This is a genomic window from Corynebacterium sp. AOP40-9SA-29 (assembly GCF_052377405.1).
Lineage (GTDB): Bacteria > Actinomycetota > Actinomycetes > Mycobacteriales > Mycobacteriaceae > Corynebacterium.
Map to the genome: position 1 here is coordinate 413,736 of NZ_JBQSWR010000002.1, position 26,469 is coordinate 440,204.

Annotated in this window: 21 protein-coding genes, 1 pseudogene and 1 riboswitch; of the genes and pseudogenes, 6 read left to right on the forward strand and 16 right to left on the reverse strand. The window is 67.4% G+C overall.

Annotated features, from left to right (window positions below; genetic code table 11):
- Positions 1-34: 34 nt before the first annotated feature.
- A riboswitch (TPP riboswitch) is annotated at positions 35-133 on the forward strand.
- Both thiM and ACT3SZ_RS06455 read left to right on the forward strand, forming a co-directional pair.
- A complete protein-coding gene (thiM, locus tag ACT3SZ_RS06450) occupies positions 122-961 on the forward strand; it encodes a hydroxyethylthiazole kinase (protein ID WP_444617584.1) in 840 nt (279 codons plus the stop codon). It overlaps the preceding riboswitch by 12 nt.
- Positions 958-3,242, forward strand: a pseudogene (locus ACT3SZ_RS06455) (bifunctional hydroxymethylpyrimidine kinase/phosphomethylpyrimidine kinase). Before thiM ends, ACT3SZ_RS06455 begins: the two are co-directional and overlap by 4 nt.
- Before the next feature lie 19 nt (positions 3,243-3,261).
- Here the strand turns inward: ACT3SZ_RS06455 and ACT3SZ_RS06460 are convergent.
- Complete coding sequence (locus ACT3SZ_RS06460) at positions 3,262-3,765, reverse strand: PaaI family thioesterase (RefSeq protein WP_444617586.1); 504 nt, start codon at positions 3,763-3,765, stop codon at positions 3,262-3,264.
- 119 nt (positions 3,766-3,884) lie between these two features.
- Between ACT3SZ_RS06460 and gndA the strand changes: the two genes are divergently transcribed.
- The 4 genes from gndA to ACT3SZ_RS06480 all read left to right on the forward strand — a co-directional run bounded on the left by gndA (position 3,885) and on the right by ACT3SZ_RS06480 (position 9,289).
- On the forward strand, positions 3,885-5,333 hold the full coding sequence (gene gndA, locus ACT3SZ_RS06465) for an NADP-dependent phosphogluconate dehydrogenase (RefSeq protein WP_444617587.1): 1,449 nt from the start codon (positions 3,885-3,887) through the stop codon (positions 5,331-5,333).
- 357 nt (positions 5,334-5,690) lie between these two features.
- On the forward strand, positions 5,691-6,833 hold the full coding sequence (locus tag ACT3SZ_RS06470) for a DEAD/DEAH box helicase (protein WP_444617672.1): 1,143 nt from the start codon (positions 5,691-5,693) through the stop codon (positions 6,831-6,833).
- Positions 6,834-6,840: 7 nt separating this feature from the next.
- A complete protein-coding gene (locus ACT3SZ_RS06475; RefSeq protein ID WP_444617588.1) occupies positions 6,841-8,235 on the forward strand; it encodes a hemolysin family protein in 1,395 nt (464 codons plus the stop codon).
- The gene (locus ACT3SZ_RS06480; RefSeq protein ID WP_444617590.1) at positions 8,228-9,289 is read left to right on the forward strand and encodes a hemolysin family protein; all 1,062 of its coding nucleotides are present in this window, start codon (positions 8,228-8,230) and stop codon (positions 9,287-9,289) included. Before ACT3SZ_RS06475 ends, ACT3SZ_RS06480 begins: the two co-directional genes overlap by 8 nt.
- 924 nt (positions 9,290-10,213) lie before the next feature.
- Here the strand turns inward: ACT3SZ_RS06480 and ACT3SZ_RS06485 are convergent.
- The 15 genes from ACT3SZ_RS06485 to ACT3SZ_RS06555 form a co-directional block, all read right to left on the reverse strand.
- Positions 10,214-10,525 carry a hypothetical protein gene (locus tag ACT3SZ_RS06485; protein ID WP_444617591.1) on the reverse strand — a complete coding sequence of 104 codons (312 nt, stop codon included), beginning with the start codon at positions 10,523-10,525 and terminating at the stop codon, positions 10,214-10,216.
- Positions 10,522-10,953 carry a hypothetical protein gene (locus tag ACT3SZ_RS06490; protein WP_444617593.1) on the reverse strand — a complete coding sequence of 144 codons (432 nt, stop codon included), beginning with the start codon at positions 10,951-10,953 and terminating at the stop codon, positions 10,522-10,524. The genes ACT3SZ_RS06485 and ACT3SZ_RS06490 overlap by 4 nt, the downstream gene beginning before the upstream one ends.
- Positions 10,953-11,417, reverse strand: a complete 465-nt coding sequence (locus ACT3SZ_RS06495; protein ID WP_444617595.1) for a hypothetical protein — start codon at positions 11,415-11,417, stop codon at positions 10,953-10,955. The genes ACT3SZ_RS06490 and ACT3SZ_RS06495 overlap by 1 nt, the downstream gene beginning before the upstream one ends.
- Before the next feature lies 1 nt (position 11,418).
- Entirely contained in the window at positions 11,419-12,864 is a 1,446-nt protein-coding gene (locus ACT3SZ_RS06500; RefSeq protein WP_444617596.1) for a glycoside hydrolase domain-containing protein, read from the reverse strand.
- Positions 12,865-12,880: 16 nt separating this feature from the next.
- Positions 12,881-13,315: a hypothetical protein gene (locus ACT3SZ_RS06505; RefSeq protein WP_444617598.1), complete on the reverse strand. Its 435-nt coding sequence runs from the start codon at positions 13,313-13,315 to the stop codon at positions 12,881-12,883.
- 13 nt (positions 13,316-13,328) lie between these two features.
- On the reverse strand, positions 13,329-13,685 hold the full coding sequence (locus ACT3SZ_RS06510) for a hypothetical protein (RefSeq protein ID WP_444617600.1): 357 nt from the start codon (positions 13,683-13,685) through the stop codon (positions 13,329-13,331).
- 78 nt (positions 13,686-13,763) lie between these two features.
- Positions 13,764-14,105: a hypothetical protein gene (locus ACT3SZ_RS06515; protein ID WP_444617602.1), complete on the reverse strand. Its 342-nt coding sequence runs from the start codon at positions 14,103-14,105 to the stop codon at positions 13,764-13,766.
- Entirely contained in the window at positions 14,098-15,855 is a 1,758-nt protein-coding gene (locus ACT3SZ_RS06520) for a hypothetical protein (protein WP_444617604.1), read from the reverse strand. The genes ACT3SZ_RS06515 and ACT3SZ_RS06520 overlap by 8 nt, the downstream gene beginning before the upstream one ends.
- A complete protein-coding gene (locus tag ACT3SZ_RS06525) occupies positions 15,852-16,637 on the reverse strand; it encodes a hypothetical protein (protein WP_444617605.1) in 786 nt (261 codons plus the stop codon). Before ACT3SZ_RS06525 ends, ACT3SZ_RS06520 begins: the two co-directional genes overlap by 4 nt.
- Positions 16,638-16,640: 3 nt before the next feature.
- Positions 16,641-17,168 (reverse strand): hypothetical protein, encoded by a 528-nt coding sequence (locus ACT3SZ_RS06530; protein ID WP_444617607.1) that lies wholly within the window; start codon positions 17,166-17,168, stop codon positions 16,641-16,643.
- Positions 17,169-17,188: 20 nt separating this feature from the next.
- Complete coding sequence (locus ACT3SZ_RS06535; RefSeq protein ID WP_444617609.1) at positions 17,189-18,808, reverse strand: Gp37-like protein; 1,620 nt, start codon at positions 18,806-18,808, stop codon at positions 17,189-17,191.
- A 1-nt stretch (position 18,809) separates the two neighbouring features.
- Complete coding sequence (locus tag ACT3SZ_RS06540; RefSeq protein ID WP_444617610.1) at positions 18,810-19,589, reverse strand: hypothetical protein; 780 nt, start codon at positions 19,587-19,589, stop codon at positions 18,810-18,812.
- A 14-nt stretch (positions 19,590-19,603) separates the two neighbouring features.
- The gene (locus ACT3SZ_RS06545; protein ID WP_444617611.1) at positions 19,604-25,645 is read right to left on the reverse strand and encodes a tape measure protein; all 6,042 of its coding nucleotides are present in this window, start codon (positions 25,643-25,645) and stop codon (positions 19,604-19,606) included.
- 9 nt (positions 25,646-25,654) lie between these two features.
- A complete protein-coding gene (locus ACT3SZ_RS06550) occupies positions 25,655-25,945 on the reverse strand; it encodes a hypothetical protein (RefSeq protein ID WP_444617612.1) in 291 nt (96 codons plus the stop codon).
- A gap of 74 nt (positions 25,946-26,019) precedes the next feature.
- Positions 26,020-26,406, reverse strand: coding sequence for a hypothetical protein (locus ACT3SZ_RS06555; protein WP_444617613.1), 387 nt, complete (start codon positions 26,404-26,406; stop codon positions 26,020-26,022).
- Between the last annotated feature and the right edge of the window lie 63 nt (positions 26,407-26,469).

Here is a 26,469-nt window from a genome sequence, read left to right on the forward strand (position 1 = left end):
GCTTTCGCGCGCGTGCACACACGGTAGGCTGGGCAACTGAGACTCGGGGTGCGCGGAACGACCCGCGCTGAGATCACACCCGTAGAACCTGCTCTAGTTCGAACTAGCGAAGGGATGGTCCGTGTCAGACACGCTTGCCACCACCGTTGACATCATCAGTTCCCTGCGTCGGGACCAGCCGTTGGTGCAGTGCATCACCAACCAGGTCGTCCCCCAGGTCACCGCGAACGTCCTGCTCGCCGCGGGTGCAGCCCCGGCGATGGTCGACACACCGGAGGAGGCTGCCGAATTCGCGGCCCTTGCCTCGGGCGTGCTGATCAATACCGGTAGCCCCACCGCCGCCCAGTACACCGCGATGCGCGAGGCTGTGCGCGGGGCGAACGCCGCCGACACCCCCTGGGTCCTCGACCCGGTGGCCTGCGGCGGGCCCGCGGCACGCACCGAGTTCGCCCGCGAGATCGTCCTGCGTCGTCCCGCCGCCGTGCGCGGCAACGCCTCCGAGGTCATCGCCCTGGCCGGACGCTCCGGCGGCGGACGCGGCGTCGACGCCACCGACGAGGTCGACACGGCCCTGCAGGCCGCCCGCTCGCTGGCGGAACGCACCGGCGGGGTCGTGGCGGTCTCCGGCGCCCGCGACCTCATTGTTTCCGCCGGACGAGTCACGTGGCTGACCTCCGGCGACCCGATGATGCAACGCGTCATCGGCACGGGCTGCTCCCTCGGTGCGCTCACCGCCGCCTATCTCGGCGCGGCCGCCTCAGCAGGCAATAACGCGCACGATGCCGTCCTCGCCGCCCACGCCCACGTCGGTGCCGCCGGCATGCTCGCCGCTCAGGACGGCTCGGGCCAGCTGCGCGGCCCGGGCAGTTTTGCCGTCGCCTGGCTCGACGCGCTCGACACCGTCTCGCAGGACCCGGGGCTCGTTCCCGGGCTCGTCTCGGCGATGGAGACCACCGAATGACCCCGGCGAGTGCCCCTGCCCCCTCCCGAGTGGACTGGAGCCTCTACCTGGTCACCGACCCGGAGCTCGGAGGTGACCGTGACGCCGTGTCCGGCGTCGTCGCCCGCTCGGTGCGCGGCGGGGTCAGCGTGGTCCAGCTCAGGGACAAGACCCTCGACGACGCGGAGTTCACCGCACGCGCCGCCGAACTCGCCGAGGCGCTCGCCGGAACTGGCGTGCCCCTGTTCGTCAATGACCGGATCGACACCGCCCGCCAGCTCGGACTGCACCTGCACATCGGGCAGGACGACATCGACTACCCTACCGCCCGTGATCTTCTCCCCGACGATCTGATGATCGGGCTGTCCGTCGACGACCACGCCCAGATCGACCGGCTCGCCGCGCTCATACGTGACGGGGTGCGTCCGCCGGACGTCCTCGGCCTGGGCCCGGTAGACCTGACCGACACCAAGACCGACACCGGGCGCGCGCTCGGAGTCACCGGCCCCGGCAGTGTCGACGACCTGGCCGCCCACGCGCTGGAACTGGGAATCCCGTCGGTGGCCATCGGCCACGTCAACGCCGCCAACGCCGCCGAGCTCGGAGCGTCCGGCGTGGCGGGGATCTGCGTGGTCTCGGCGATCATGGCCGCCGACGACCCCGCCGCGGCCGCCCGCGACCTGCGCACCCTGTACGAGAACACCAGCACCAGCCACCAGACCAGCCACCAGACCAGCGAGGCCCACACATGATCCCCCGAGTACTCAGCATCGCCGGCACCGACCCCACCGGGGGCGCAGGCGCGCAGGCCGACATCAAGTCCATCGGTGAGGCCGGCGGTTTCGCCATGAGCGTGGTCACCGCACTCGTCGCCCAGAACACCCACGGCGTACGGCAGGTCCACGCACCCGACACCGACTTCCTCCTCGCCCAGCTCGACGCCGTCTTCGACGACGTCACCGTGGACGCAGTGAAGATCGGCATGCTCGGCACCGCCGAGATCACCCGCACGGTCACCGGCTACCTGGCCGCGCACCCGGTGCCGGTGACCGTGGTCGACCCGGTGATGGTGGCCACCAGCGGCGACCGGCTGCTCACCGAGGACGCCGAGACTGCCCTGGTCGAATTGTGCCGGGCCGCCGACGTGATCACCCCGAACCTTGCCGAGCTCGCCGTGCTCGGCGGCACCTCGGTCGCCGCTGACTTAGACGAAGCCCTGTCGCAGGGGCGCCGGCTCGCCGCTGACCTGGACACCACCGTCATCGTCAAGGGTGGTCACCTGTCTGGCCCCACCGCGGACAACGCGGTCGTCGCCCCCGACGGCACCGTGACCACCGTGCCCGTCGCCCGAGTCACCACCCACAACACCCACGGCACGGGCTGCTCGCTGTCCTCAGCATTGACGACGCGGCTCGCCGCCGGGGAGGACACCGCGACAGCACTGCACTGGTCCAGCCGCTGGCTGTCCGAGGCCATCCGCCACGCCGATGACCTGCATGTCGGTACCGGCAACGGCCCGGTCGACCACACGCACCGCTCCCGGCGTCTCGCCGCGGCCGCGGACACCACCCCCTGGGAACTCACCGCCGGTGTCCCGGAGCTGCTGGACACCCCCGAAGCGCTCGCCGCCGTCGGCGCCGCACACGACGAGGTCACCCCCCACATCCCCGGGGCAGGCCCGTGGACCACGGCCCTGTGGCGTGCGCAGTCCGCGTTGGTTAGCCGGATCAACGCCCTGGCGTTCATCACCGACCTGGGTGCCGGCACCCTGCAGAAGGAGGACTTCGACTTCTACCTCGCCCAGGACGCCGTGTACCTGGCGCAGTACTCCCCGGCACTGGCGGCGCTGGCGGCCTCCGCGCCGGACCAGGCATCGTCGTTGTTCTGGGTGAAGGGTGCCGCGGAATGCCTCGAAGAAGAGGCGTCCCTGCACCGCACGTGGCTGGGCGATGCGCCGGCCGTCGCGCCCTCCCACGTCACGGCGTCCTACACGGCCCACCTCACGCGCAACGTGCAGTCGCGCGACCACGTGGTCGGCGCGGCGGCGGTGCTGCCGTGCTACTGGCTCTACGCCGAGGTGGGCATGGATCTCGCCGCGGGGTCCACACCGGACAACCCCTACGCTGCCTGGCTGGACAGCTACTCCGGTGAGGACTTCACCGCCAGCGTCCGGCAGGCAATCTCTCTGGTGGAGGATGCCTTCGCCACCGCGGGCCCCCGCCAGCGCGCCGAGGCCGCCCGGGCCTTCCTCGACGCCTCGCGGTGGGAGGTCGAGTTCTTCGACCAGGCGCACCGCCGCTGAGCGGACGTCTGCCGGGACTCTACTTGCTGGGTACCACCACGGTCCGCAGCTCCGTGGTGGCGCACAGCTTGCCGGACGCAGCATTCACGTGCTCAATGCGCCAGAGCTGGCTGGTCCGGCCGGTGTGCACCGCACGTGCCGTCGAACGGATCACGTCTCCAGGGGTGGAGGGGCGCAGGAAGTTCGTGGAGTTGGTGGTTCCCATCACCATGCCACCGCCACCGGCGATGAAGCCGGCGAAGGATCCGGCCGACTCCCCCAATGTCGCGTAAATCCCGCCGTTGGTGATGCCCCAGGGCTGTACGTGGTCCTCGGTGATCGTGAGCTCCACCACGACCTCCGGGACAAATTCGACATAGCGCAGACCCAGCGTGCGATCCAGAGACGGAATGGATGTGGCAAAGATCTCCGAAAGTTCGGCGGTCTGCGCCGCGGTGAGCTCCGAGGAGCTCGCCGAGCCCATCAGCTCCAGCATCCGTTCCATGGCAGCAATCTGCCCGGTGGCCGTGTCATTCTGCGTCACTGTCTGTCTCTCCCTCACCTATATGTGCCCCGGCTGCTCCGGCGTGTTTCCCGGTGAGTCTAGCGACTGTCGGCCCGCCGCGGGCGAAGATGGACGGGTGGGCGCTATCATGGTGCACCATGACAGATTCCTCCGCACAGATCGGTGTCGTCGGCCTCGCGGTGATGGGTTCCAACATCGCCCGGAACTTCGCCAACCACGATCACACCGTCGCCGTCTACAACCGCACCTCCGCCAAAACGGACGCGTTCATGGCCGAGTTCGGGGACACCGGTAGCTTCGTCCCCTCCGCCACCGTCGAGGACTTCGTTGCCTCCCTCGAGCGCCCCCGCCGTGCCCTGATCATGGTCCAGGCTGGTCCCGCCACTGACGCGGTGATCTCCCAGCTTGCTGACGCCATGGAACCCGGCGACATCATCATCGACGGCGGTAACGCCCTCTACACCGACACCATCCGCCGTGAGGCGGAGATGTCCGAGCGTGGCCTGCACTTCGTCGGCGCCGGAATCTCCGGTGGCGAGGAGGGCGCTCTCAACGGCCCGGCGATCATGCCGGGCGGCCCTGCCGAGTCCTACGAGTCCCTCGGCCCGCTGCTGGAAGACATCTCCGCCAAGGTCGACGGCACCCCCTGCTGCACCCACATCGGCCCGGACGGCGCCGGCCACTTCGTCAAGATGGTCCACAACGGCATCGAGTACGCCGACATGCAGGTCATCGGCGAGGCCTACCACCTGCTGCGCTACGCCGCGGGCATCGAGCCGTCCGAAATCGCCGACATCTTCCGCACCTGGAACGATGGCGACCTGGATTCCTACCTCATCGAGATCACCGCCGAGGTGCTCTCCCAGACCGACGAGGCCACCGGCAAGCCGCTGATCGACGTCATCGTCGACGCCGCCGGCCAGAAGGGCACCGGCCGCTGGACGGTCAAGGCCGCCCTGGACCTGGGCATCCCCACCACCGGCATCGGCGAGGCCGTCTTCGCCCGTGCGCTGTCCGGCGCCCGCGAGCAGCGTGCCGCGACCACCGGCAACCTGCCCTCCGGCGAGGTCACCACGCTGGACGCCCTCGGCGTCTCGAAGGACGACTTCGTCGAGGACGTCCGGCGTGCGCTCTACGCCTCGAAGCTGGTGGCCTATGCCCAGGGCTTCGACGAGATCAAGGCCGGCTCCGACGAGCACGGCTGGGACGTCGACCCCCGCGACCTCGCCACCATCTGGCGTGGCGGCTGCATCATCCGCGCGAAGTTCCTCAACCGCATCGTGGACGCCTACAACACCGACCCCGGTGTGCAGTCCCTGCTGCTGGACCCGTACTTCAACACCGAGGTCGGCGGTCTGATCGACTCCTGGCGTCGGGTCGTCGTGGCGTCCACGCAGCTCGGCCTGCCGATCCCGGTGTTCGCCTCCTCGCTGTCCTACTACGACTCCCTGCGTTCCGAGCGGCTGCCCGCCGCCCTGATCCAGGGCCAGCGCGACTTCTTCGGTGCCCACACCTACGAGCGCACCGACCGCGACGGTCACTTCCACACCCTCTGGTCCGCCGACCGCAGCGAGGTGCAAGCGTAACCCGTGTCAGGTCAATCAGAAGGACGACGCAGCGCCAGTGTCGGTGGACAGAACCGGCAGAACCGGCGCCGTAAGGTCGTCCGGGGCAGTCGCGCGGGTGCCTCAGGCACCGCCGGCGGTTCCGAGAACCCTGGTAAACGTTCCGGCAACCGGAATCAGCAGGGCAATAAGCAGCAGGGCAGCAAGCCGGGTAATAAGCAGCAGGGTGCCAAGCGCGGCGGCCAGCAGGGCAACAGGCAGCGCCCCGCCCAGAAGAATCAGCAGAAGAACCAGCAGCCGGTCCGTCAGCCCAAGGTCGCCGCACCGGTACCGACCGGCCCGGCCGCAGGCGTGGACACCTCGGTGCTCTTCGCCGACATGGGCCTGCCGGATCCGGTAGTCAAGGAACTGACGGCGCAGGGTCTCAAGCACCCCTTCCCGATCCAGGCCGCGGCTATCCCCGACGGACTGGCGGGCAAGGACGTCCTCGGACGCGGCCCGACGGGTTCCGGCAAGACGTTCACTTTCGGTCTGCCACTGATCACCCGCCTCACCGGCGGTGCTTCGCGTCCGGGCAAGCCCCGGGCGCTGGTGCTGGTGCCGACCCGCGAGCTCGCGCAGCAGGTCGCCGGACGACTGCGTCCGTTGGCGGAGTCCGTTGGCCAGCGTGTGATTGAGGTCGTCGGAGGCGTGAACATCAAGCGCAACCTCACCGCCCTGGCTCGCCCGGTCGACCTTCTGGTCGCCACCCCGGGGCGTGCCGAGGACCTCATCCGGCAGAAGGCCCTCGACCTGTCCCAGGTCGAGATCGTCGCGCTGGACGAGGCCGACCAGATGGCGGACATGGGGTTCCTCCCGCAGGTGCGCCGCCTCGTCGACCACATCCCGGCGAATGCGCAGCACCTGTTCTTCTCCGCCACCCTCGACGGGGACATCAAGGTCCTCGTCCAGCGGTACATGAACGACCCGATCACGCATTCCACCGGTGAGGTCCGGGCGAAGGTGGACACCATGTCCCACTTCCTCGGCGTGGTGGACGACAAGACCGCCCGCAACGACGTGGTCCTGCAGCTCGGGCGTGCCTCGACCCGCACGATCATGTTCATGCGGACGAAGCACGCCGTCGATCGTCAAGTCAAGAAACTTGTCCGTGATGGCGTTCCCGCTGTCGGCATCCACGGCAATAAGGGTCAGGGTGCCCGCACCCGCGCGATCGAGGAGTTCTCCGACGGTCGTGCCACCGTGCTGGTCGCCACCGACATCGCCGCCCGCGGCATCGACATCAAGGGTGTCGATCTGGTGGTGCACATCGACCCGCCGGCCGAGCACAAGGCCTACGTGCACCGCGCAGGACGCACCGCCCGTGCCGGCGAGTCCGGCACCGTGCTGACCCTCACCACCGCAGAGACCCGACGTGAGACCGAGCAGATGATGCGCAAGGCCGGGGTGAGCCCCACCGTGTGGGTGCTCGACCGCCACGGTCTCACCGCCTACCTCGGCGAGCTGGGGCTGGACAGGTAGGACAGGGATGGACATCCTGCTCAGCATCCTGGGGCTGGTCGGCTTCGTCCTGTTGACCGCCGGCACCGGGATCTTCGTGGCCGTGGAGTTCTCCACGACCAGCCTGGAGCGCTCGACGATCGAGGACGACATCGCCGAACGCGGCGACGCCGCCTCACACATGGTCAAGAAGGCCCACAGCGGCCTGAGTTTCATGCTGTCCGGCACCCAGCTAGGCATCACTGTGACCACTCTGGCCACCGGTTACCTTGCCGAACCGATCCTGGCGAAGTTCTTCACCCCGGCGCTCGAACTCGTCGGGCTCGGCGCGTCCGCGTCCACCTCGGTGGCGTTGGTGCTAAGCCTGGTCATCGCCACGATTCTGTCGATGGTCTTCGGCGAGCTCGTGCCGAAGAACCTGGCCATCGCCAACCCCTTGCAGACTGCCCGGCTGCTGACGCGGCCGGTGTGGATTTTCAATACCATCTTCCACCGGTTCATCCAGTTGATGAACAACGCAGCGAATATGATCGTGCGACGTTTCGGCATCGAGCCCGCCGACGAGTTGGCCTCGGCCCGCTCCCCGCAGGAGTTGTCCGCCCTCGTGCGGCACTCCACCGGCGCGGAGGGCTTCGACCAGTCGAAAGTGCGCATCCTCGACCGTTCGCTGAAGTTCGGCGACACCAGCGCGGAAGACTTCATGACCCCGCGCTCCACGGTGGACACCCTGGAGACCACCGACACCGCCCTCGACCTCATCCGTGAGGCCCACGAGTCCGGTCACTCCCGCTTCCCCGTGGTCAACGGCGACCTGGACGAGACCATCGGTGTCGTCCACGTCAAGGACGCCCTGACCGTGCCGGCGGAGGAACGGGCCACAACCACGGTGCGTGACCTGGCTCGCCGTGTTCCCACCGTGCCCACCAGTCTCGGCGGCGACGCCGTGCTGAACCTGGTCCGCTCGGCGGGCTCGCAGCTCGTGCTCGTCGTCGACGAGTACGGCGGCACCGCCGGCATCGTGTCGATCGAGGATGTCGTCGAGGAGATCCTCGGTGAGGTCTGGGACGAGCACGACAACATGGAGGACTCCGAGGTCCAGCGCAGCGGGCAGTTCTGGGACGTCTCCGGACTGCTGCGTTGTGATGAGCTGGAGGACGCCTGCGGCTACATCGCCCCGGACGGCCCCTACGAGACCCTCGGCGGACTCATCATGACCACTCTGGGCCGCATCCCGGTCGAAGGCGACCGCGTCCTGCTGCCCCGGGGCGAGCGCGACCTGATGGAACGCATGACCGACGGTAACCCGGTGCGCTGGGAGGCGACGGTGGAGTCCATGGACATCCGACGTGTCGACCGAGTGCAGCTGCGCCCGGTGCCCGACACAAGTACAGAATCCGCACAGGGAGGTGGTCAGGATGGGTGACCTCTGGGCCATCGCCTTCGCCGTGCTGCTGCTCGGCCTCAACGCCTTCTTCGTGGGCGTGGAGTTCTCGTTGATCTCCTCGCGCCGCGACCGGCTGGAGAACATGATCGCCGCGGGCAACCGTCGGGCGGACAAGGTCCTCTACGCCACCGAGCACCTCACGATCATGCTCGCCGGTGCCCAGTTCGGCATCACCGTGGCTTCGGTGCTGCTCGGCAAGGTCGGCGAGCCCGCCATCGCGCACCTCATCGAGGCGCCCTTCCACGCCGTGGGCCTGCCGGACAACCTGCTTCACCCGGTGGCGTTCGCGATCTCGCTGCTCATCGTCACGGTGCTGCACATCATCCTCGGTGAGATGGTGCCGAAGAATATCGCGCTGGCCGGCCCCGAGACGGTGGCCACGGTACTGGTCACCCCTCACTTGCTGTTCTGCCGTCTGGTGCACCCGGTGATGGTCTTCCTCAACTGGATCGCCCGGGTGACGTTGAAGATGGTCGGCGTGGAGCAGAAGGACGAGCTGGACGCCACGGTCTCGCCCTCGGAGCTCTCGCAGATGATCGCCGAGTCCCGCTCCGAGGGGCTCATCGGTCAGTCCGAAGCGACGCGCCTGTCCAAGGCGCTGAACTCCTCGAAGCGCACGCTCAGCGAGGTGATGATCCCACTGTCGGACGTCGACACCATCGCCGTCAACGAGACCACCGGACGCATCACCGTCGGCCAGGTCGAGGAGGCGGTGTCGCGTACCGGCTACTCCCGCTTCCCCGTGACCGGAACGGATGGCGGCTACCTCGGCTATATCCACGTCAAGGACGTCCTCGACAACCTGCTGGACGCCTCAACAGGCCCCGACCAGCTCGTCGACGAGCACGACATCCGCCCACTGATCACGGTGGAAGGTGGCGTGAACTTCGACCACGCGATGAAGGAGCTGCGTCGCACGAGCTCGCATATGGCTCAGATCTCCGACGGTGGGATCGTCGTCGGGGTGATCACCCTGGAGGACGTGATCGAGGAACTCGTGGGAACGGTGAGAGACTGGACCCATGACGACTGACACGCGAGACCGAACCGCCACGGTGCTCACACCGCAGCAGTGGCGCGCACGGCAGGAGCACCACCGTGCAACCGTTGACGAGCTCACCGCCGGCCGTCGGGACCGCCGCTCCCGCGGTGAGCGTCACCCGGTGTGGGATTTTATGTTTTCATACTATATGAAGCGCGAAAGCCCGACCTGCGGCATTTTCATAGCCGCAGGTCAGAGCGCTCCCGCCAGTCTCGCCAGTCGTACCGAAAACGGTGTCTCGCGGGTCTCCTGCGGGATAACTGCGGGATAGAACCTCCCCACGCGCCGGGCACGGGACGCTTGCGCGGGGTGCCCTGGACGCAGGAAAAGCCCCCACCGTCGACGTGACGGCGGGGGCCGTGGGGAGCGCTCCAAAGGGGGGACGACACCCGCGTGGGGTGCCGGGGCGCTCGACCCGTAGGCGAGCGTACTGGGCGGGGTGTGGGGTGTCCTGGGAACGCGAAAACCCCCGCACCGAAGTGCGGGGGTCGTGACGCTGGGAGCTACTGCTCGCCGCCCTCGGTGATGGAACCGGTGACGAGGTCCAGGGCGCTCTCGAAGAAGTCGCCAATGGCGTTGACGATGTTGCCGATGATGTCCAGCATGGTGATGCCTTTCGATAGAAGAATGTGTTCACAGCGACGCTTATGCCTCGCTGCTCCACAGACCCTACCGTTAAGAAACCTAAAGGCGTTACGTGGGGGATAATATACACCCCCAGAAAGGGGGCTTGACACCGTATAACCCCAGGCCACCACCCATAAACGAAAGCCGCGCACCGTCCCGCAGGCGGGAGTCGGTGCGCGGATTCACGAAAGGCAAGCACACAGTGTGCACTTCACAGCGAGGTTCATCACGTCTCGCATATCAGGAGCCTACATCACCCCCAGGCAAAACTACCCACCGGCGCGGCCGTCAGTGCGTGGCGTCGAGGTCCTTGCGAACCTCCGGCGGGATCACCGGGTGCTCGTCGGGGTGCACCTTGGCCAGCAACTGCCGGATGAGGGCGAGGGCGCTGGTCTTCCAGATCTGCAGGCCGGACAGTTCGGTGCGCATGCCGTCCATCTCGCGGCGCATCTCGGCCATGTCCTCGCGCAGGGTCTTCACCTCCGCTGACAGGGTTCGGTACCACTCAGGGCCCTGCTCGGCGGACTTGCCGCGGAGTTGATAGATGGCTGTGGCGATGATGCCGATGAGGGACAGGACCGACCCGGCGAGGACGATCACGTTTCCGTCGACGTCGATGGCTGCTCACCTCCCCCTCGCTGACTGAGTAACACGTAGTACGCGGTGATGGACAAAGCAGCGACCGCATACGTCAGCGCGGTGACGTACCCGGCGCGGGACTCTCCGGTGAGCCACGCCCCGATGTGGAGCACAGCCCACATCACGGGCAGGCCAACGATGAGACCGACGCCGAGGGACAGCCACCGGCGGGTGAGGGCGAGGATCGTGGCGATGGTGCCGCCGCCGATCCAGATTGCGGCCCACACCCACAGGGGTGCGTACTCCTCGACGGTAGGCAGGCGGTCACTATCGCGGACGACGGCGGGGAGGTAGAAGAAGCCTCGCATCGCGGTGGACAGGCCGATGAGTCCGATGACGACCCAGCCGGAGCACATCGCCCGCACCGCCAGGGCGAACAGGCGCGACATCACTGCTCCCGCCGGCGGTCCGCGAGGTAGGCGTCGACGCGGTTGGTGAGTTCCTGGGCGGCGGTGGTGATGACCCGGTGCTGACCGACGTAGGTCTGCTCCTGGTCGTCGCTGTCGTCGTCCTGGTCGGCCTCGACGGTGTCGTCGTGGGTGTGGCGTGCGTCGATGTACTCGGCCTGCCACTGCTGCAACTTCTTGCGCTGCGACTCGGAGAATCCGTTCCTGGTGCCGCGGACGCCGAGGGCGGTGCACAGCGACAGGAACACCACGACGGTGAGCATGACACCGTCGGGAACGTTGAGCCCGTAGGACAGGGCAGCACCGAGGATGGTGGCGATCGCGCCGACAATGGCGGTGAGCGTGTTGGCGATCTTCTGGTACCACTTCTGTTCGCCGAGTTTGTCGCGGACGATGTGGCCGATGAACTCCAGGTCGGTCGGTGTGCTGTTCGGGGTGGTTGCCATGTCAGTTGCCTCCGATCAGGGTGTCGAGCTTCTCCTCGACGCGGCCGAGGGTTTCGGTGTTGTCGCGCAGGGCGGCGATGATCTCGACCGTGTTGGCGCGGGCGACGAAGCTGTTGGCGTCGGCCATGTACAGCGCGTCGATGGGCTTGAGCTTCACCGCGGACCCCTCCACGCGGGACGGGTAGCTGCGGGTGATCTTGTCGAAGTCGGCCATGAGGTTCTCCTCCTGTAGGAATGGCGGGTTGTCGATGTAGTGCTGCACGCGGGCGCGGAAGGCGGGCATGTCGATGCCGCCGGGGTCCCACTTGCCGTCGGACGAGTACTCCTTGTGCCCGATCACGCGGGCGGCGTTGACGTTGAGCACCCAACAGATCGCGGCGCAGGCGCGGTAGTACGCGTCGAGCTGGGCGGCGGGCCACGTGCTGGTGCCGCTGCTGTTCGCCTCGATACCGATGGTGTGGTAGTTCGCGTTGTTCGTCGGCAGGCCGCTGTAGGCTCCTCGTCCGGCGTGCCACGCGACGCCCTGCCCGGTGATGTGGGCGGTGCCGTCACGTAGGAGGTGGATCTGCGACAGCAGGCCGCGCAGGTCCGATCGACCGTCGCGGATGAGCGAGGTGGGGGTGTTGTCGCCGCCGGTGTGGTGGGCGAAGACTCCCCACACGGTGAGGAAGTCCCCGTTACCGCGGTTGCGCCAGCCGTCCTCCTCGACGACCTGGACGCCGAATGCGCGGAGGGCATCGGCAAGCCATGTGGGGTCACCGGTCCAGCCGGGCCGCTTGGTCACCGACGGGAGTTGCGGGGTCTCCGGGGTGGTGTCGGTGAGCGGCTGGTGCCCCCACGACTGGTGATAGATGTCGTTGACGTCGATCTGCACCCCGTCGGGGCCGGCGACGTTGTGGGTGCCCTGGTACAGCACCGCGTAGTCGCTGCCGGTGGCCCCGTTGGACCAGGAGCGCGTGACCCATCCGAGGACGCGGCCGGTGGCGACGGTGGCGACGACGTCGTCTTCCATCGCCCAATGGACGCAGCGCGAGTGTCCATAGATCCCGACGCGGTGTTTACCGAGCACGGCGACCGCCGCCTTGAAGTACTCGACGGCGGTAGCGTTCCACTGGTTGAGGGTGATGTCGAAGTCCACGGCGAAGAACACCGGGTGCCCGGCCAGCCCGATGGCGTTGAGTTGCTTCTGCGCGGCTTCCGCATCAGCCCGACCTCCGGCGGCACCGCGCATGACGTCGGAGGTTTGTGCGGTGCCTGCGGCGTACTGCCACACCACCGCGATCTTCAGCCCGGCGGCGGTGTACTCGTCGGCCTTGGCCTTGGTGAGCGGCTTCGCGCCCATCCACGACTCGCGGGCTGGGGAGATGTAGGCGACGACGCCGTCATGCCCGGCGGCTTTGATCGCCCGGCCTGACGGGAACGCCGCCGAGAAGTCAATGACGGTCATGCTGTCCTCCTGGGGGTTAGGTGGGTGTGATGGTGATGGTTGCGGTGTCGACGGTGTAGGTGCGGCTACTCCCCTGACTGTTCACGACGATGCGGTACTCCCCGGCGGGCAGGGCGGCGCTGATCGACAGGTAGCGGGCGTTGCCGGACTGCGACTCGGAGGGGACGTTGGAGGCGGAGGAATGGGTCATGAGGCTTGCGCCGAAGCGGGTCTCACCCCACACGCCGCCGGACGGGGGCCGAACCTCGATCGACGGGGCTGGTGCGCTCCACCGTCCGGTGTTCCCCTCCATTTCGTTGAAGCCGGCGAGGTGCGCGGACACGATCGACGGGCCATCCAGCACCACCGTGTGGATCGTGTGGTCCGTGCCGGTGAACTCGCCGACCGGGACGGTGGTGACGTTGCCGCCACCGATCCGTCCGATGACGTCACCGAGTTTGAGGGTGGTCATGCGACCACCACGGTCACAGGCGCACGATGTGCAGCGTCCCCTCGACAGTGTCGGATCCGGCGCTCCTCGCCCGCGTCACGGTGAGGCTGGAGGGTGCGTCGAGGACGGCAGAGAACCCGCACGGGCCAGAGGAGTTCGTCCTGGCGGACACCATTCCGCACTGGAGTATCAGGGACTGGCCTGGTGACCCTCCGGTGCGGGCCTCCCCGACGAGCGACACGAGCCACGTCTCCCCTGCTGGCACGTCGAGGTCGCGCACCGTCACCGAGGAACCGCTTCCGCCGGACGCTGTCGTGAGGGGGATGTCGATGGTCTCGACCTGCGTCCCACCGATACGGCCGATTACCTCGCCGAGCCGTAGGGCGGTCATGAGACCACCCCGACAAGATCAGGGAGGGTGTGTGTGTGTGTGTGTGTGTGTGTGTGCTTCCGTTAATGACAATCACTCCTAATTAGGGTCCGGGAACGCGGTGACGGTGCGGACGGGGATTCCGGAGTTACTGGACGTGATCTGGAGCGTGCCGGTCTGGTGCCGGAGCACGATCGACAGCGGGGAGTTCGGGGAGATTCCGGTACTTCCTCGGATGTTGCCGACCTCCGACCCGTTCACGCGGATGCCCGAGGATGAGGTCCCACCGCCGTTGTTGGTGCCGAAGTTGATGGACACGGCCCACTCCCCGTCCGGCAGGTCAACCGTGAAGTTCGTCGATGGGCTATCAGGCACGAACTCCAGAGGCTCCTGTGCGCCGCCGACGCGGCCGATAGGGTCACCGAGCCGTAGTTCACTCATCGTCGGTCACCTCCTCGATCTCGCGGATCTCGCCTGCGTCCAGATCCCAGACCGAGTCGATCGCCAGCGCGTGCTCAGACGGGGTCCACGGCTGCTCGCCGTCCCACAGCCACGGCACCGGACGACCACGCACCATCGCCTCCAGAGCGGTCAGGCGATCCACGACGTCCCGCAGACCACGCACCTGGTCAATCTCGTGCTCGTGCGACAGCGGTTCGCGAGGGTCATCCAGCCGAGGATCGTTGCCGCTGACCTTCCCCTGCAGAGCACCCTGCAGCCCGTTGATGTCGGGAATGCTGTGCGTGTGCTCCGGCAACGGCTGCACCATCAGGCTCACGGTGCAGGCGGCTTCGAGGTCCTCTTCCTCCCAGGTCGCGGCGACGGCCAGGGCCGTGACCTCCGTGAGGTCCACCAGCACCGTCACCGGCCGGTGGGTCTCCGGCGTGCCCGCAGGCACCGTGGCCAGGGTGGACGCTGAGCCGTCCGGTCGTCGGCCCCGCAGAGCCGCCGCCGTGCCACCGCACCAGTCGACCGTGACGTACGCCGACAGCAGCCCCGCAGGCGGTGTCAGCCACGTCCCATCCGTCGACCAGCCCGTCCGGGTTTCCGCAGGATCGCCCGTCGCATACCCCCACCCCGCAGCCTGCGGAGTGAGGCACACCGACGCACCCGGCACGGCCAGGGCCAACGCGGGGACGGTGGGGGCGTCTGCTGTGCCGGCGAGGTCGCCGCCCAGTTTCACCAGGCCCCTGGTCTCCCCCGTCGCACCCGGCACGTTGCCGATCGCGATATCCGCCGCAGCCTCCGCCGACTCGGCAGCAGCCTGCCGCGACGCGCGAGCAGACGACTCCGAGGATGCAGCGCGCTCCGACGCGGCTTCCGCTGCGTCTCGGTGCCCGGCCGTGGTGGCCGTGGCGTCCGCGACTGCTTCTGTCACGGTCTGGCGGGCTTGTGTCGCGGACTGGTCTGCAGACGATGCCGACCCCGCGGCGTTGGACTCCGAGGTGGCGGCGTTGCTCTCCGATGTGGCCGCAGCCTGCCGCGACGCATCTGCCGCACGAGCAGAGCCGTCGGCATCGGTAGCGCGAGTATCGGCGTACGCCGCGGACTGACCCGCCGCCGACCTCGCAGACGACGACGCCAGGGACGACGCCTCCGACGCGGCAGCCGACTCCGCAGACTCGCCGGCGCTATTCGCAGCGTCACGGGCCTGCTCCGCAGAGCGGTCCGCTTCCGCCTCCGACCGCGACGCCTGTGTGGTCGCTTCCTCCTCCGAGGTGGCGGCGTTGTTCTCCGACGTGGCCGCTGCCGATGCTGACGCGCCCGACTCGTCGCGCGCTGTCTTGATCGCGTCCAGGTCCTCGTACAGTTCGACTTGCTGCTCGGCGGCCTCAATCGCTCGGCGTGCTGCAGCCTCCGCGCGCGAAACGACGATCGGTTCCCACTCGACCTGTTCCCCGATCAGGTCCGCGAGGTTCCAGCGTTCGTTGTCGTCGGGGATGCCGATCTCCCACTGCAAGCCGTGCGAGACGCCGCCCTCCAGGCGGACGATCACGGGGCCGGGGTCGAGTTCTTTGGTCTCGAACAGTCCACCGGAGTCCTCCATCTCGATGCGGGCTAGTTCCGTCAGCGTCAGCGCACTGCTGTTCATCGCGGGGCGGGCCTGGGTTGCGGAGATCACCACCGCCGTGCCCTGCTGATCGAACGGCTCGCCCTGCACGTCGAGCAGCTCGCCATATAGAACCGTCATTGGTTCGCCTCCGATTCGGTTTCATCGGGCACCGTCTGGTCGCCCTTGTTGTCCGTGTCCGTCGAGTGCCTGATCGCGGCCATCATGGAGAAGCGCGTGCCGCCGTCCCACCAGCGCCACGTGCCCGTCCACACGTCCGCTTCGACTTTGCAGCCCGGCTCGTCGACGACGACCGGGAACACCGCGAGCAGCGTGCCGGGGCCGATGTTGTTGTATGCCAGGCCCGCCTCCAGCAGCGTGGACGCGTGGTCGGTGGTCTGGTGGTAGAACTGCCCGTTCGGCCTACGCACGCGGGTCGTCATGCTGATCTCGCCGGTGCCGGTGAAGCTCGTGTTGCGCCCGTGGGCCTTGACGAGGATCAGCCACGCGCCCGCCCCGTCGAGGGACAGCCGGCCATCCTCGGTGATGTGCGTGTTCTTCGATGGGCCGAGCTGCTTGTCGAACTGGAGTCGCCGGCTGTTGTTCAGCGACCACTGGGCGTTGATGTTCTTCGACATGTAGGAGAAGCCGTAGCCACTGATGCCGAACAGCAGATCGACCCGGTCCTGAATGTCGAGCTGTCCGTTGCGGATCTCCTCCGCAGCCTCCTCCACCGGCGCGAATGGGCCGCCAGTGATGATGCCGGAGAACACATTGAGGATCGCCTGGCCAATCCCGCCGACGGTGTCCTGCAAAGAGCCGGCCAGTCCCCCGCCAAGATCGTTGCCGGCGCGTCCGAGGGCGTCGATGTTTTGGGGTGAGCCGTCCCAGCTGGGTTCGTGGCGGTCTGGTGAGATTCCCACTGGTCAGTCCTCCTCGGCGAGGGCGGCGCGGAGTTCGGCGCGTTGCTCCGGGGTCATGGACTTGACGTCCAGCGTTGTGGTGGTGACCGGCTCCCTCTCTTCGAGGTAGCCGATCCAGCGGCCGTCCTCGTGCGGGCTTCCGGTGCCGCCGAGGTTGTCGTACTGCACCTGTGGGCCGGTGCGGGCCGTCCAGCGCCATTGCCCGCGGCCGAGGGTGCCGACCATGCGGCCGGTGCGCGGGTTGATGGTGATGCCTGGTGGGAGTTGTTCGGACCAGGCGGCAGCGTATTCGGAACCGGGCACGATCTCGTCGACCTCACGGTCGTCCTTCCAATCGCGGAAGTACTCGGTCTCCGTCGGCTCGACGTCGTGGAGTTTCACCCCGACCATGTCGAACAGGAACGTGGCGAGGTCGTTCATCATCTCGGGGGTGAAGCGAGCGCCCAGGACGTTGAGGAACAGGGGGGCCATCGGGTGAACGCCCTCGGGGGCAGGGGTCTCGAACATGGCCTGCATCTGACGATTCGTCACAGTGATGTTCCTCCTTGGGGTTACGGGATGGCCGTTTTGACCCGATCAATGGCCGAAGACAGGGTCTGAACGCTGCGCTCCAGTGATCGGGCCGGGGATTCGCGTAGGCGGGGGTCGCCCAGGCCCAGGGCGACGTCGTCTCCGTCCGGGGTGACGGTGACGTCCCATTCGGCGACGTAGGTGGCGAACACGATGGAGTGGGAGATGACCGCCGCCTGGTCGCCGGCAATGTAGTCGCGGCCGAGGACGTACGGTTGGCCGTCGCCCACGGTGAACTCCGTGCCGACGGATCCTTGCGTGGATTGCAGGCCGGTGAAGCCCGCCTGCAGGCTCGACAGGCTGGCCCCGTCGCCTGGGGTGACGATGCCGCGGTACCGGTACGGGCCGTGCGCCAGCGCCCGCGACCGCGAGGAGTACTGCGCCCACGCGAACAACTTGTCCTTCAACAGCTCGCCCTGGACGTGCCCGATGAACGCGCCGGCGGCGATGGCCAGCGGCGCGAGCGGCGGGAACAGCATCGCGACACCCGCGCCGATGCCCTGCCACAGGGCGTTCGACCCGGCGGCGATGAGGCTGTTCACGATCTGCGGCGAGCGGCCACCGACGATGACGTGGGAGTCGGTGGACTTGCGGATGATCAACCTGTGCTCTGTGCCGTGCATGTGGTCGGCAGACCACACGCACCACGCGTGCTCGTTCTCCCCGTCGAACCACGAGTCGTCGAGGACCAGGGCCTTGGTGGTCTGGTCGCCGGAGATCGTCGCCCGGATACCGCGGATAATATCCGTAGGCCGGCCCGTCGACGACGAGTCGAACGCGCGCGGCACGACGTCGATCCAGATAGTCGGCTTCGACAAGGTGACGTGGTCCGGGGCAGGCTGCTCGTCGCCGGGGAGCCACAACTCGACGGTGACGAGCAGGCCCGCAGCGTCCAGCGTGGACGCGAACGTTTCGCCGGCCATGTTGAACCGGGAGTCCAGCACCGTCCACTCGGTCGTCAGGGACTCGTGCACGGGGTTGACCATGATCGGCCAGTCCGCCTCCCGGATCCGAGCCCAGGTCGTCGGCGACCACATGTCCCACCACGTCAGGATCGTGGACTGGAACTCGCGGGCTAGGTTGACGTGCAGGAACTGCTTGATGACCCGCAGGCTGTCGCCCCAGCGAACGTCGGCGTACTTCAACTGCGCCAACAGCGCACTACCGGGGCTGGCCCACAACGGCATGTGGTTCAGGTGCTCGAACAGCCCCTCGCCCAACACCGTCACCGAGGACACCGTGTCGGTCTGGATCAACTCCAGCTCCGCCAGGCGGTACGTCACCCGGTAGTGCGCGGTCTCCACCACGATCCAGAACCACTCGGTGAGCAGAGCATTGGGGTCCAAGGCCCCTGCAGCGTCGGCCATGAGCAGCGTCGGCACCGCCGCATGATCGCCCGGCAGGGTGATGTTCAGCGCCCCGGCTGCATTGGCCTTGTCGCCATACGAGCCCTGCAGGAACCCCGACATCGAGCACACCGGCACCATCTGGTTGTTGAACAGCCAGACCGTACGGGAACCCACAGCGTGCTCGGCGGCGCGCGCGGACTGCCACGACTCCCACTCGAATGAGGCGGGGGTGTCCAGAACCTCGACAGCCATGTCACCACCTCCACATGTGCGAGTGCCTGGACGTCAAACGCCCCACGCACCCATCGAACGACCACTTCGCGGTCGAGTGCGCGTCCACCGGCACGGGGAACAACCGGCCCCGCAGACCACGCCACAGGTCCGGGGCATCCACCCCGTCGACCCGCACGCGCGACGCGAACGCGGGGTCCGTCTCCAGCACCGCCGTCCGCCCGCCGGTGTCCGGCAGGGCCACTTCCCCGATACCCGGCGCGGTGACTGACGCGTTCGCGCCCGACCACTGCACCACCGGCCACGCCGGAAGATCGCCAGAGTTCGCCAGGGTTGAGGAGCCGCGGTGCGACACCGTTTCTCCGTGCCAGCAGCCCTGATAGGACGTGACGGACACGTCTACGGTCAGGGACTTCAGCCCCCGTGTGTACGGTGACTTGTCCGGTGCGGGGTCTTCGGATGTTCGCACTACCGGGCAGGTCAGTAGACCTCGCTTTGGTAGTTTCACCCGCAGCGTGGCGGGCACCAGTGGGGTCAGTCCTCGCAGGAACATGGCCCACACTTCGGGCAGAGGATCGTCGTCTCCTCGGAAGCCGAGGGACCAGGATGCTTCCATCTGCTCGGTGCGCCACGACATGGGTGTGACTCCGACCTGGGAGGTGGTTTGCCTGGCGGTCACCTGGATTGGTGATGCTAGGCCTACCGGCCCCATGAGGTGCACGCCGCCGCGTCCGGGTGAGTTGCTGGTGAGGGCCCACTGGATTCCCCACCGGTCGGTGAGGTCGACCTGCATTTGGTCCACCTGGGTACCTCCTTTTAGGTCAGCAGTTTCACGCCGGCGTCGATCGCGCGGCGTGCTGTCTTCTGCTTCTTGATCTCGGCGGTGTTGATCTCGACCTGGTCCTCGACTCCGTCGACTCGGCGGGCGAGGACTTCGTCGCCGTCGACGTTGACGACGACGTACACGGGGCGTCCCGCGGCGTCGTCGTTGGAGTCGATGGAGGGGGCTTCCGCCACGGGGGCGGCGATCACGGGGCCGTCCGGGTTCGCGGCGTCCGACAGGTCGGCGGCGGCGAGCTCCATGGAGGCCGTCGCGTCGACGAAGTCGGTCATCGCGTCATCGGTGAAGACGTGCTCGGGGGAACCGGAGAGGTTCACCGCGAGCGCGCCGTCGGGGATGGTTCCGCCGGAGTCGTACAGGCCGGCGTTGAGGACCATCGCCTCGGCGTCGCCCATGACCGTTCCGTACTTATCGGGGAATGCGGATACCTGGACGCCCTGCGCGACTGCGCCGGGGTCCATCGACGCCCAGTCGGGGAACTTCGACAGCATGGCGCTGAAGAACAGCCCGGCGGACTGGTAGGCGTCCATGCGCTGATCGAGGGTGCCCCACCCGGCTTGACGCTGCTGGAACAGGCCCACGGAGTCGTGGTCCGATCCGATCGCGTCGTACCGGTAGTTCAGGCTGTCCGGCACCGCGTTCGATGCGTACATCTGCAGCGGGTTCCCGGACTCCACCAGCGCGGTCGCGACACCGATCTTCGCCCCGGATTCCGGCAGGCCCTTGTCGATGGCCTGCCGTACGATCTCGTGGACGAAGAAGTCGTGACCCCAGTCCCCTGGGTCCGGCGTGGTGTGCCGGTCCGGGGCGACATCGTCGAGGTCATCGAACAGGGGATTCTCCCCCGCCGGAGTCGAGGTCGTGGCGACCTCCGGTGTGCCGGTGAGCGAGGCCGCGTCGACCTCCGCAGTGACTGAGATGTCGTCAGCACTCATGCCGGCGACGTCCTCCATCACCACACCTGCACCGGACTCCGACACCGTCGAGGTGTCGTCCTGGCCGGAGGTGTACCAATCCGGCAGCGGGGCCAACTCGTTCGCCGGGGTGGTCAACAACTTCTTGGTGAGGCTGTCACCCATCCCGAAGAAATCGAAGACCGCGTCCGTGACGTGCTCCAGTGCGGACTTGTCGCCCATCTCCTCGGCGAAGACGTGCTGGGCGACTTGGGTGCCGCCCTGCACGGCCTCCTGCGGGGTGGAGCCACCTTCGGTGACACCGCGCAGGACGCTCTCCGCCTCGGCCACGGGGTTATACCCCACGCCGAAACTGTCGATCAGCCGCTTGATGTCGTCGATCTGGTCCCAGTTCAGGACCGCTTCCGGTCGACCGGTCTCGTTATTGACGATGGACTTGCCGGCCGGAATCCAGCCGCCATTGTCCCGCCACAGACCAGACACGGTATCGCCCACCCAGGACGCCGCCGAGCTGACACCGTCAGCGATTGCCGAGCCGATGTCCTTGGCCTTGTTGAACGCGCCGCCGAGCAGGTTTCCGAGGTCAGCGATACGGTCGAAGACCCAATCGATGATCCCGTCCTTCTGCCCCTCTAGGAACTTCGGGGGGATATCAAACCACTCGGGCGGCGGTTCGCCGATGATTCCCGAGATGGAATCCTTGATCGGGTCGAGCAGCCGACCGAAGATGGCCTTCACCTGCTCGCGGAGGAAGCCCTCCTTCTCCGCAGGCGACGGGCCACCGCCACCGCCACCAGACTCGAAAGCACCATCAGCGCCGATCGCGAGGTGGTGCTTGTCCGGGAACTGGGAGTGATCAGCGCCGACCGCCAGGCCACCATAGGTAGCGCCCTGGCCGGTGCCGCCGCCGGACTCCACGTTGATCGTGCCGAACGAGCCGACGCCAGAGAGAGTACCGGCGGTGTGTCCACCGCCGTCCCCACCGTTGACGATGCCGACGGAGAAGCCCTCGCCGAGACCGGACTCCCACGCACCCGCCTGGGGGCCGGGGAAGTTCCCCGTAGCCCACTGGCGAGTGCCACCGGGACCGCCCAAGATCACGTCGGCGATCTCCGACATGAATCCCGAACAGTCCGTACCGCCGCCCGGCTGGCCGCCAGACGATCCACCGAAGACATACGGCCCCGGCGCGACCTTCTGGGCGTACTCGTGGCCGCGAGCGAGTTGCGCTTCCCACTCGGGGCGGATCTCTCCGCCCTTGGCGAATGCGGGGAGGAACAGGCCCGGCGCGGCACCGGCGAGGTCGCCGGCATCGTTGTCGGTGCGGTTCGGCAGTCCGACGAGTCCGCCGTGGCCGTCGAAGGTGAAGGCGTCGCCGTCGGCGATCATGTCACGCATGGCGTAGATCGCGCCGTGGCCGCCGGCTTGCTGGACTTCCTTTTCGGTCCACATGTGCTCTCCGTTGGAGCCCCACATGAGGACCTCGTCGGAGGTGCCGGTGCCGGGGCCGGTGATGCGTCCACCGTCGGCGTACTCGCTGATGGGTGAGAGTCCGCCCTCGATGGTGTTCATGTTGGGGATGAACTCGGCGATCTTGTTCCACGCTGGCTTGATTCCCTTGCCCCACACGGTGTTGATCAGGAAGTTGATCGGCTTCGCGAGGATGCTCTTCAGCCCGTCCCATACGGACTTGATGCCGTCGACGACGGAGGTGAAGAAGTCCTGGACCTTGCCGAGGGCGTTCTTTAGCGCGTCGAAGGCGGGGTTGATGACGTTGTCGTATACCGATCGGATGCCGGTGCCGAGGCCGTCCCACGCGGTCTTCATCTGGTCGACGACTGGGGAGAAGATGGTGTCCCATAGCCAGTTCAGGGCGCTAGCGACAGCGTCCCACGCGGGCTTGATCACGCTGTCGTAGATGGACCGGATGCCGGAGCCGAGGTTCGACCATCCGTCACTGATCTTCGAGAAGACAGGTGAGAGGATGGTGTTCCACAGCCAGGACGCGGCGGATGACACCGCGTCCCAGGCGGGCTTGATCGCGGAGTCGTAGACAGCGCGGATGCCCTTGCCGAGCAGTTCCCAGCCGGTCTTGATCCAGCCGAAGACCGGCTGGAGGACGGACTCCCACAGCCAATTGATGGCGGTGGCCAGTGCGTCCCAGGCGGGCTTGATGATGTTCTCCCACGCTGCGGAGATACCCCACGACAGGGCCTCCCAGGCGATCAGCAGCGGGGCGAGTATGACCGTGCCGATCACGCCGAGGGTCGTGGACACGACGGTCCACAGGACGTCGAAGACGGGCTTGAGGATCGACTCCCACGCGAACTTGATGCCGGTCCAGATGCCCTCGACGAGGGTGCCGAACGCGGAGAACGCGGTGGACAGTACCCCGCCGAGGAATCCGGCGAGGTCACCGAGCCAGCCGATCAGCGGGACGACGATTGTGTCGATCAGCCAGGAGAAGACGCCGGCGGCGACCTTCACTACCCCGGCGATGAACTGGAACGCCTTCGCCGCGCCCATGATCGCGCCGAGGACCACGCCGCCGATGATGGCACCGACGATCTTGAGTACGGGCAGCAGCAGCGGGGCGAGTACGTCCCACAGTTTCCGCAGGCCGTCCCACAGGCCGGTGACAGCGTCCCACCCTGCCATGAGGGCATCGAGCAGGGCACCGCCGAGGGCCTTGCCGACCTCCAGGACGGTGGGAGCGATGTCCTTCAGCGCGTCCCAGAGGTTCGACAGGGCGTTACCGAGAGTGTCCTTCAGGAATCCGCCGACCTGTCCGGCGACGTCTCGTAGCGTGAACAGGAAGTCCACGATGCCGCTGTCCTCTTCCAGGCCGAAGGGTAGGCCGGTGAAGTCCCCGTTGAACAAGATGTCCCACACCCCGGACGCGAGGTCCGGGAGTTGCTTGAGGAAGTCCCACACGGTGGACAGCGCGTCACCGACCCGCTCGACCGTGGCAACGATCCAGTCGGCTTTGTCCGCGCCGACGAGGGCTTCCAGCGCACCGGTACCCCAGTCGCCGCCGGAGAACACCGCGGTGATCTCCTCCCACGCGGCCTTCAGCAGGTCGATCTTCTCGCCAACCCAATCGAAGACGGGGGCGAAGGTGTCTTTCAGCCATGACCACGCGGACTTCAGGGAGTCCATGAGCGTATCCCAGACCTTCTTACCGGTCTCGGTGGAGGTGAAGAACCAGGTCAGGGCACCGACGACGGCGGCGATGGCCGCGACGATGGGGTGCTTCACCAGCAGGTTCAGCGCCCCACGGAACAGCTTCGTCGCCTTCGTCGCCAGGGTTGTGGCCCCGGTGTGCGCCATCATCCCGAGCTTCAGCAGCCCGAGGGCACCAGCCGCCGCACCGATCGCCGCGGCGAGCGGCTTCATCACCGGGGCGATGAAGTCCAGGGCGGCGCGGAACCCACCCATGACCCCCTCCCCCTCGACGAAGTCGGAGATCAGTCCGCGGATCACGCCGATCAGGTTGGAGCCTGCCGACGCGATCGACTTGATGGCCGGCATCGCCAGTTTCATGATGTCGCCCGCAAGGTTCACGAACGACATCTTCAGCAGACCGAGCTGGCCGGAGGTGGTCTGCGACATCTCGTCCATCACGCCGGTCATGGCGCTGGTGGACCCGGCGACGCCGTCGGACCCCTCCATGATTCCGGTGGTCAGTGCGTCGAAGGCCTCCTCCATCGGCACGGTGCCGCTGGAGATCATCTTCTGCATCTCGCCGGTGGTGACATCGAATTCGTTGGCGAGGATGGTCAGGCCGTTGACGCCGCCCTGTGACAGGCTGTTGATCAGGTCCATGCTGATCTTGCCGGACGCGGCGGCCTTGCCCCACGCGTCACCCATCGAGGACAGCGCGGACTCGCCCTTACCGGACGCTGCTGCGGCCTCACCTAGGGCCATGACGGTGTCGGTGACGTCGTCAGCCTCCACACCGAAAGCGACGAGGTTCTTACCCGCCTCCGACCAGGCATCGAAAGAATACGGGGTCTTCATGTTGGACTCGGTCAGCTCGTCCATGAGACCGGTCGCGTCCTCGGCAGAGCCCATGAGGATGCCGAGGGAGGCGGTGGTGTCCTCGATGGCTGTGACCTTGTCGAAGCCAGCGCTGATCGTGTCACCGATGCCCTGCACTCCGATGAACGCCGCAGCCGCCAGGCCCGCGTTCTTCGCCAGATCTCCCAGCCCCAGCGACAGGCCCTCGGCGGCAGGCTCTGCCCCGGACAGCTCTGCGCTCATTGACCGGGTCTCGCCTGCCGCTTCGCTCGCAGCGTCGCCAGCCTTGCGTGCCGACTCCGCGGCCTTCTCCTGCGCCGCCGACAGGTTCAGTTCCGCTACCTCGGCGGACTCCGTCGCGGACTGCGAGTCTGCGCGGGCACGGGACACCTGCCCCTCTGCCTTTTCCGCCGCGACGCTGGCGCTGTCAGCCTGCTTGCGTGCTCGCTCGAGCTCCTTCTCTGCCTTCGCCGCCTCGCGCGACGTGTCGCCGTGCTCGGACTTCGCCAGGGAGAGCTGGACTTCCGCGCCCTCGGCCTTCTGCGTCGCCGTCAAGGACGAGTCGCGGGCTTCCTGCGCCTTCTGCTCGGCGGTCGCGACCTTCTCGGACGCGGTCTGTGCCTTCAGTCGTGCGTCTTCAAGTTTGTTCTCGGCGGTGACGATGCTCGACGCGCGAGCCTCGCCCCCGTCACGCACGGACTGAAGGTCCTCTTCCGCCGCCCCGAGTCGGGCCGAAGCGGACTCCTGGCGGCGACGGGCATCCTCGACCTTGCCCTCCGCTGCCATGATCTGGCTGGCGGTGGCGTCGCCACGCTCGCGCACCTGGCCGAGCTGCTCTTCTGCGACACGGAGGTCCGATGCAGCGCCGGCCTCCTTCTTTCGCGCGGCAGCGACCTTGCTGGAAGCCTGGCCCATCTGCTGTGCGAGGGACTCCGCGGCGGACTTGCCGCCCCGGGCCCCCGCGTCACCGAGATCCTTTTCGAGGACGGCACCGGCGGACTTGGACGCCTGCGATGCGCCCTTGTTCACCTCGGCGACGAAGCCTCGCATGCTCGCGAGCACGGGCACCCATACCTCGGACATCGGGACCTCCTACAGATTGTCGAGCCAGTCCAGGACTTCGCCCTGGTCGTAGTCGCCGAGGTCGCCAGATAGCCCCTGGCCCTCCGCCTTTTCAGGCTTGGTCCACGGGTAGGCAGGCATCTTCTCGGACGGCATCTTCGCTTTCTTGTCGCCCGCGACCTGGCGGCCGCTGACCGTGTTGACCCACTGCGCCCACAGCAGCAGCCACAGCATCGAATCGGTGTAGCTGTATTCGATGCCGTTGGTCTCGTGGCGGGTGTGCGGGCCTACCTGCGGGAGCCCTTCGGTCAGGACGCGCAACTTCCGCAAGGTGATGTCGCCGCGCCAGTACTCGCCGAGGACGTCGCGGTGGTAGCAGCGTTCGAGCGCTGCTTCTAGCGCTTCCGGGCCGCCGCGCGACGCTGCGAGCGATTGCGCCGTGTAGGGCGACCGGAGGAGTCAGTACCCTGCTCGCGCTTGGCCTTCTCCTGGACGATGAGGAGGATCATGCGGGGGGTGCCGCCTGCTTCGACGAAGCGGTCCCACTCGTCATCGCCCATCCAGAACTCGGCAATGTCCTGAATGTTGTTGTCCTCGCCCAGTTCATCGATCTCGTCCCAGTCCTCGTCGGTGAAGGACATGTTGTCGCGCACGGAGAAGGTGAGGGTCTCCCCCTTCTTCGGGCCGGCGACGGCGGTGAAGTCGAAGGGCACGCGGCCCTCCTGCACGCCGGTGGCTTCGGCGCGCTGGGCGAGCAGTTCGGTGAGGTTCAGATCGGACATGGCAGGTCTCCTTAGAAGTTGGTGTGGCGGGCCTGCTTACGGGGGTGATGTTTGAGAGGGTGA

What these genes read in the sequence shown, in the direction of transcription:
- ACT3SZ_RS06500 (WP_444617596.1), bottom strand. Translation starts at nt 12,864, where the DNA reads ATGACCGTCATTGACTTCTCGGCGGCGTTCCCGTCAGGCCGGGCGATC.
- ACT3SZ_RS06495 (WP_444617595.1), bottom strand. Translation starts at nt 11,417, where the DNA reads ATGGCAACCACCCCGAACAGCACACCGACCGACCTGGAGTTCATCGGC.
- gndA (WP_444617587.1), top strand. Translation starts at nt 3,885, where the DNA reads ATGACAGATTCCTCCGCACAGATCGGTGTCGTCGGCCTCGCGGTGATG.
- ACT3SZ_RS06490 (WP_444617593.1), bottom strand. Translation starts at nt 10,953, where the DNA reads ATGTCGCGCCTGTTCGCCCTGGCGGTGCGGGCGATGTGCTCCGGCTGG.
- ACT3SZ_RS06470 (WP_444617672.1), top strand. Translation starts at nt 5,691, where the DNA reads ATGGGCCTGCCGGATCCGGTAGTCAAGGAACTGACGGCGCAGGGTCTC.
- ACT3SZ_RS06505 (WP_444617598.1), bottom strand. Translation starts at nt 13,315, where the DNA reads ATGACCACCCTCAAACTCGGTGACGTCATCGGACGGATCGGTGGCGGC.
- ACT3SZ_RS06545 (WP_444617611.1), bottom strand. Translation starts at nt 25,645, where the DNA reads ATGTCCGAGGTATGGGTGCCCGTGCTCGCGAGCATGCGAGGCTTCGTC.
- ACT3SZ_RS06510 (WP_444617600.1), bottom strand. Translation starts at nt 13,685, where the DNA reads ATGACCGCCCTACGGCTCGGCGAGGTAATCGGCCGTATCGGTGGGACG.
- ACT3SZ_RS06535 (WP_444617609.1), bottom strand. Translation starts at nt 18,808, where the DNA reads ATGGCTGTCGAGGTTCTGGACACCCCCGCCTCATTCGAGTGGGAGTCG.
- ACT3SZ_RS06555 (WP_444617613.1), bottom strand. Translation starts at nt 26,406, where the DNA reads ATGTCCGATCTGAACCTCACCGAACTGCTCGCCCAGCGCGCCGAAGCC.
- ACT3SZ_RS06480 (WP_444617590.1), top strand. Translation starts at nt 8,228, where the DNA reads ATGGGTGACCTCTGGGCCATCGCCTTCGCCGTGCTGCTGCTCGGCCTC.
- ACT3SZ_RS06520 (WP_444617604.1), bottom strand. Translation starts at nt 15,855, where the DNA reads ATGACGGTTCTATATGGCGAGCTGCTCGACGTGCAGGGCGAGCCGTTC.
- ACT3SZ_RS06475 (WP_444617588.1), top strand. Translation starts at nt 6,841, where the DNA reads ATGGACATCCTGCTCAGCATCCTGGGGCTGGTCGGCTTCGTCCTGTTG.
- ACT3SZ_RS06515 (WP_444617602.1), bottom strand. Translation starts at nt 14,105, where the DNA reads ATGAGTGAACTACGGCTCGGTGACCCTATCGGCCGCGTCGGCGGCGCA.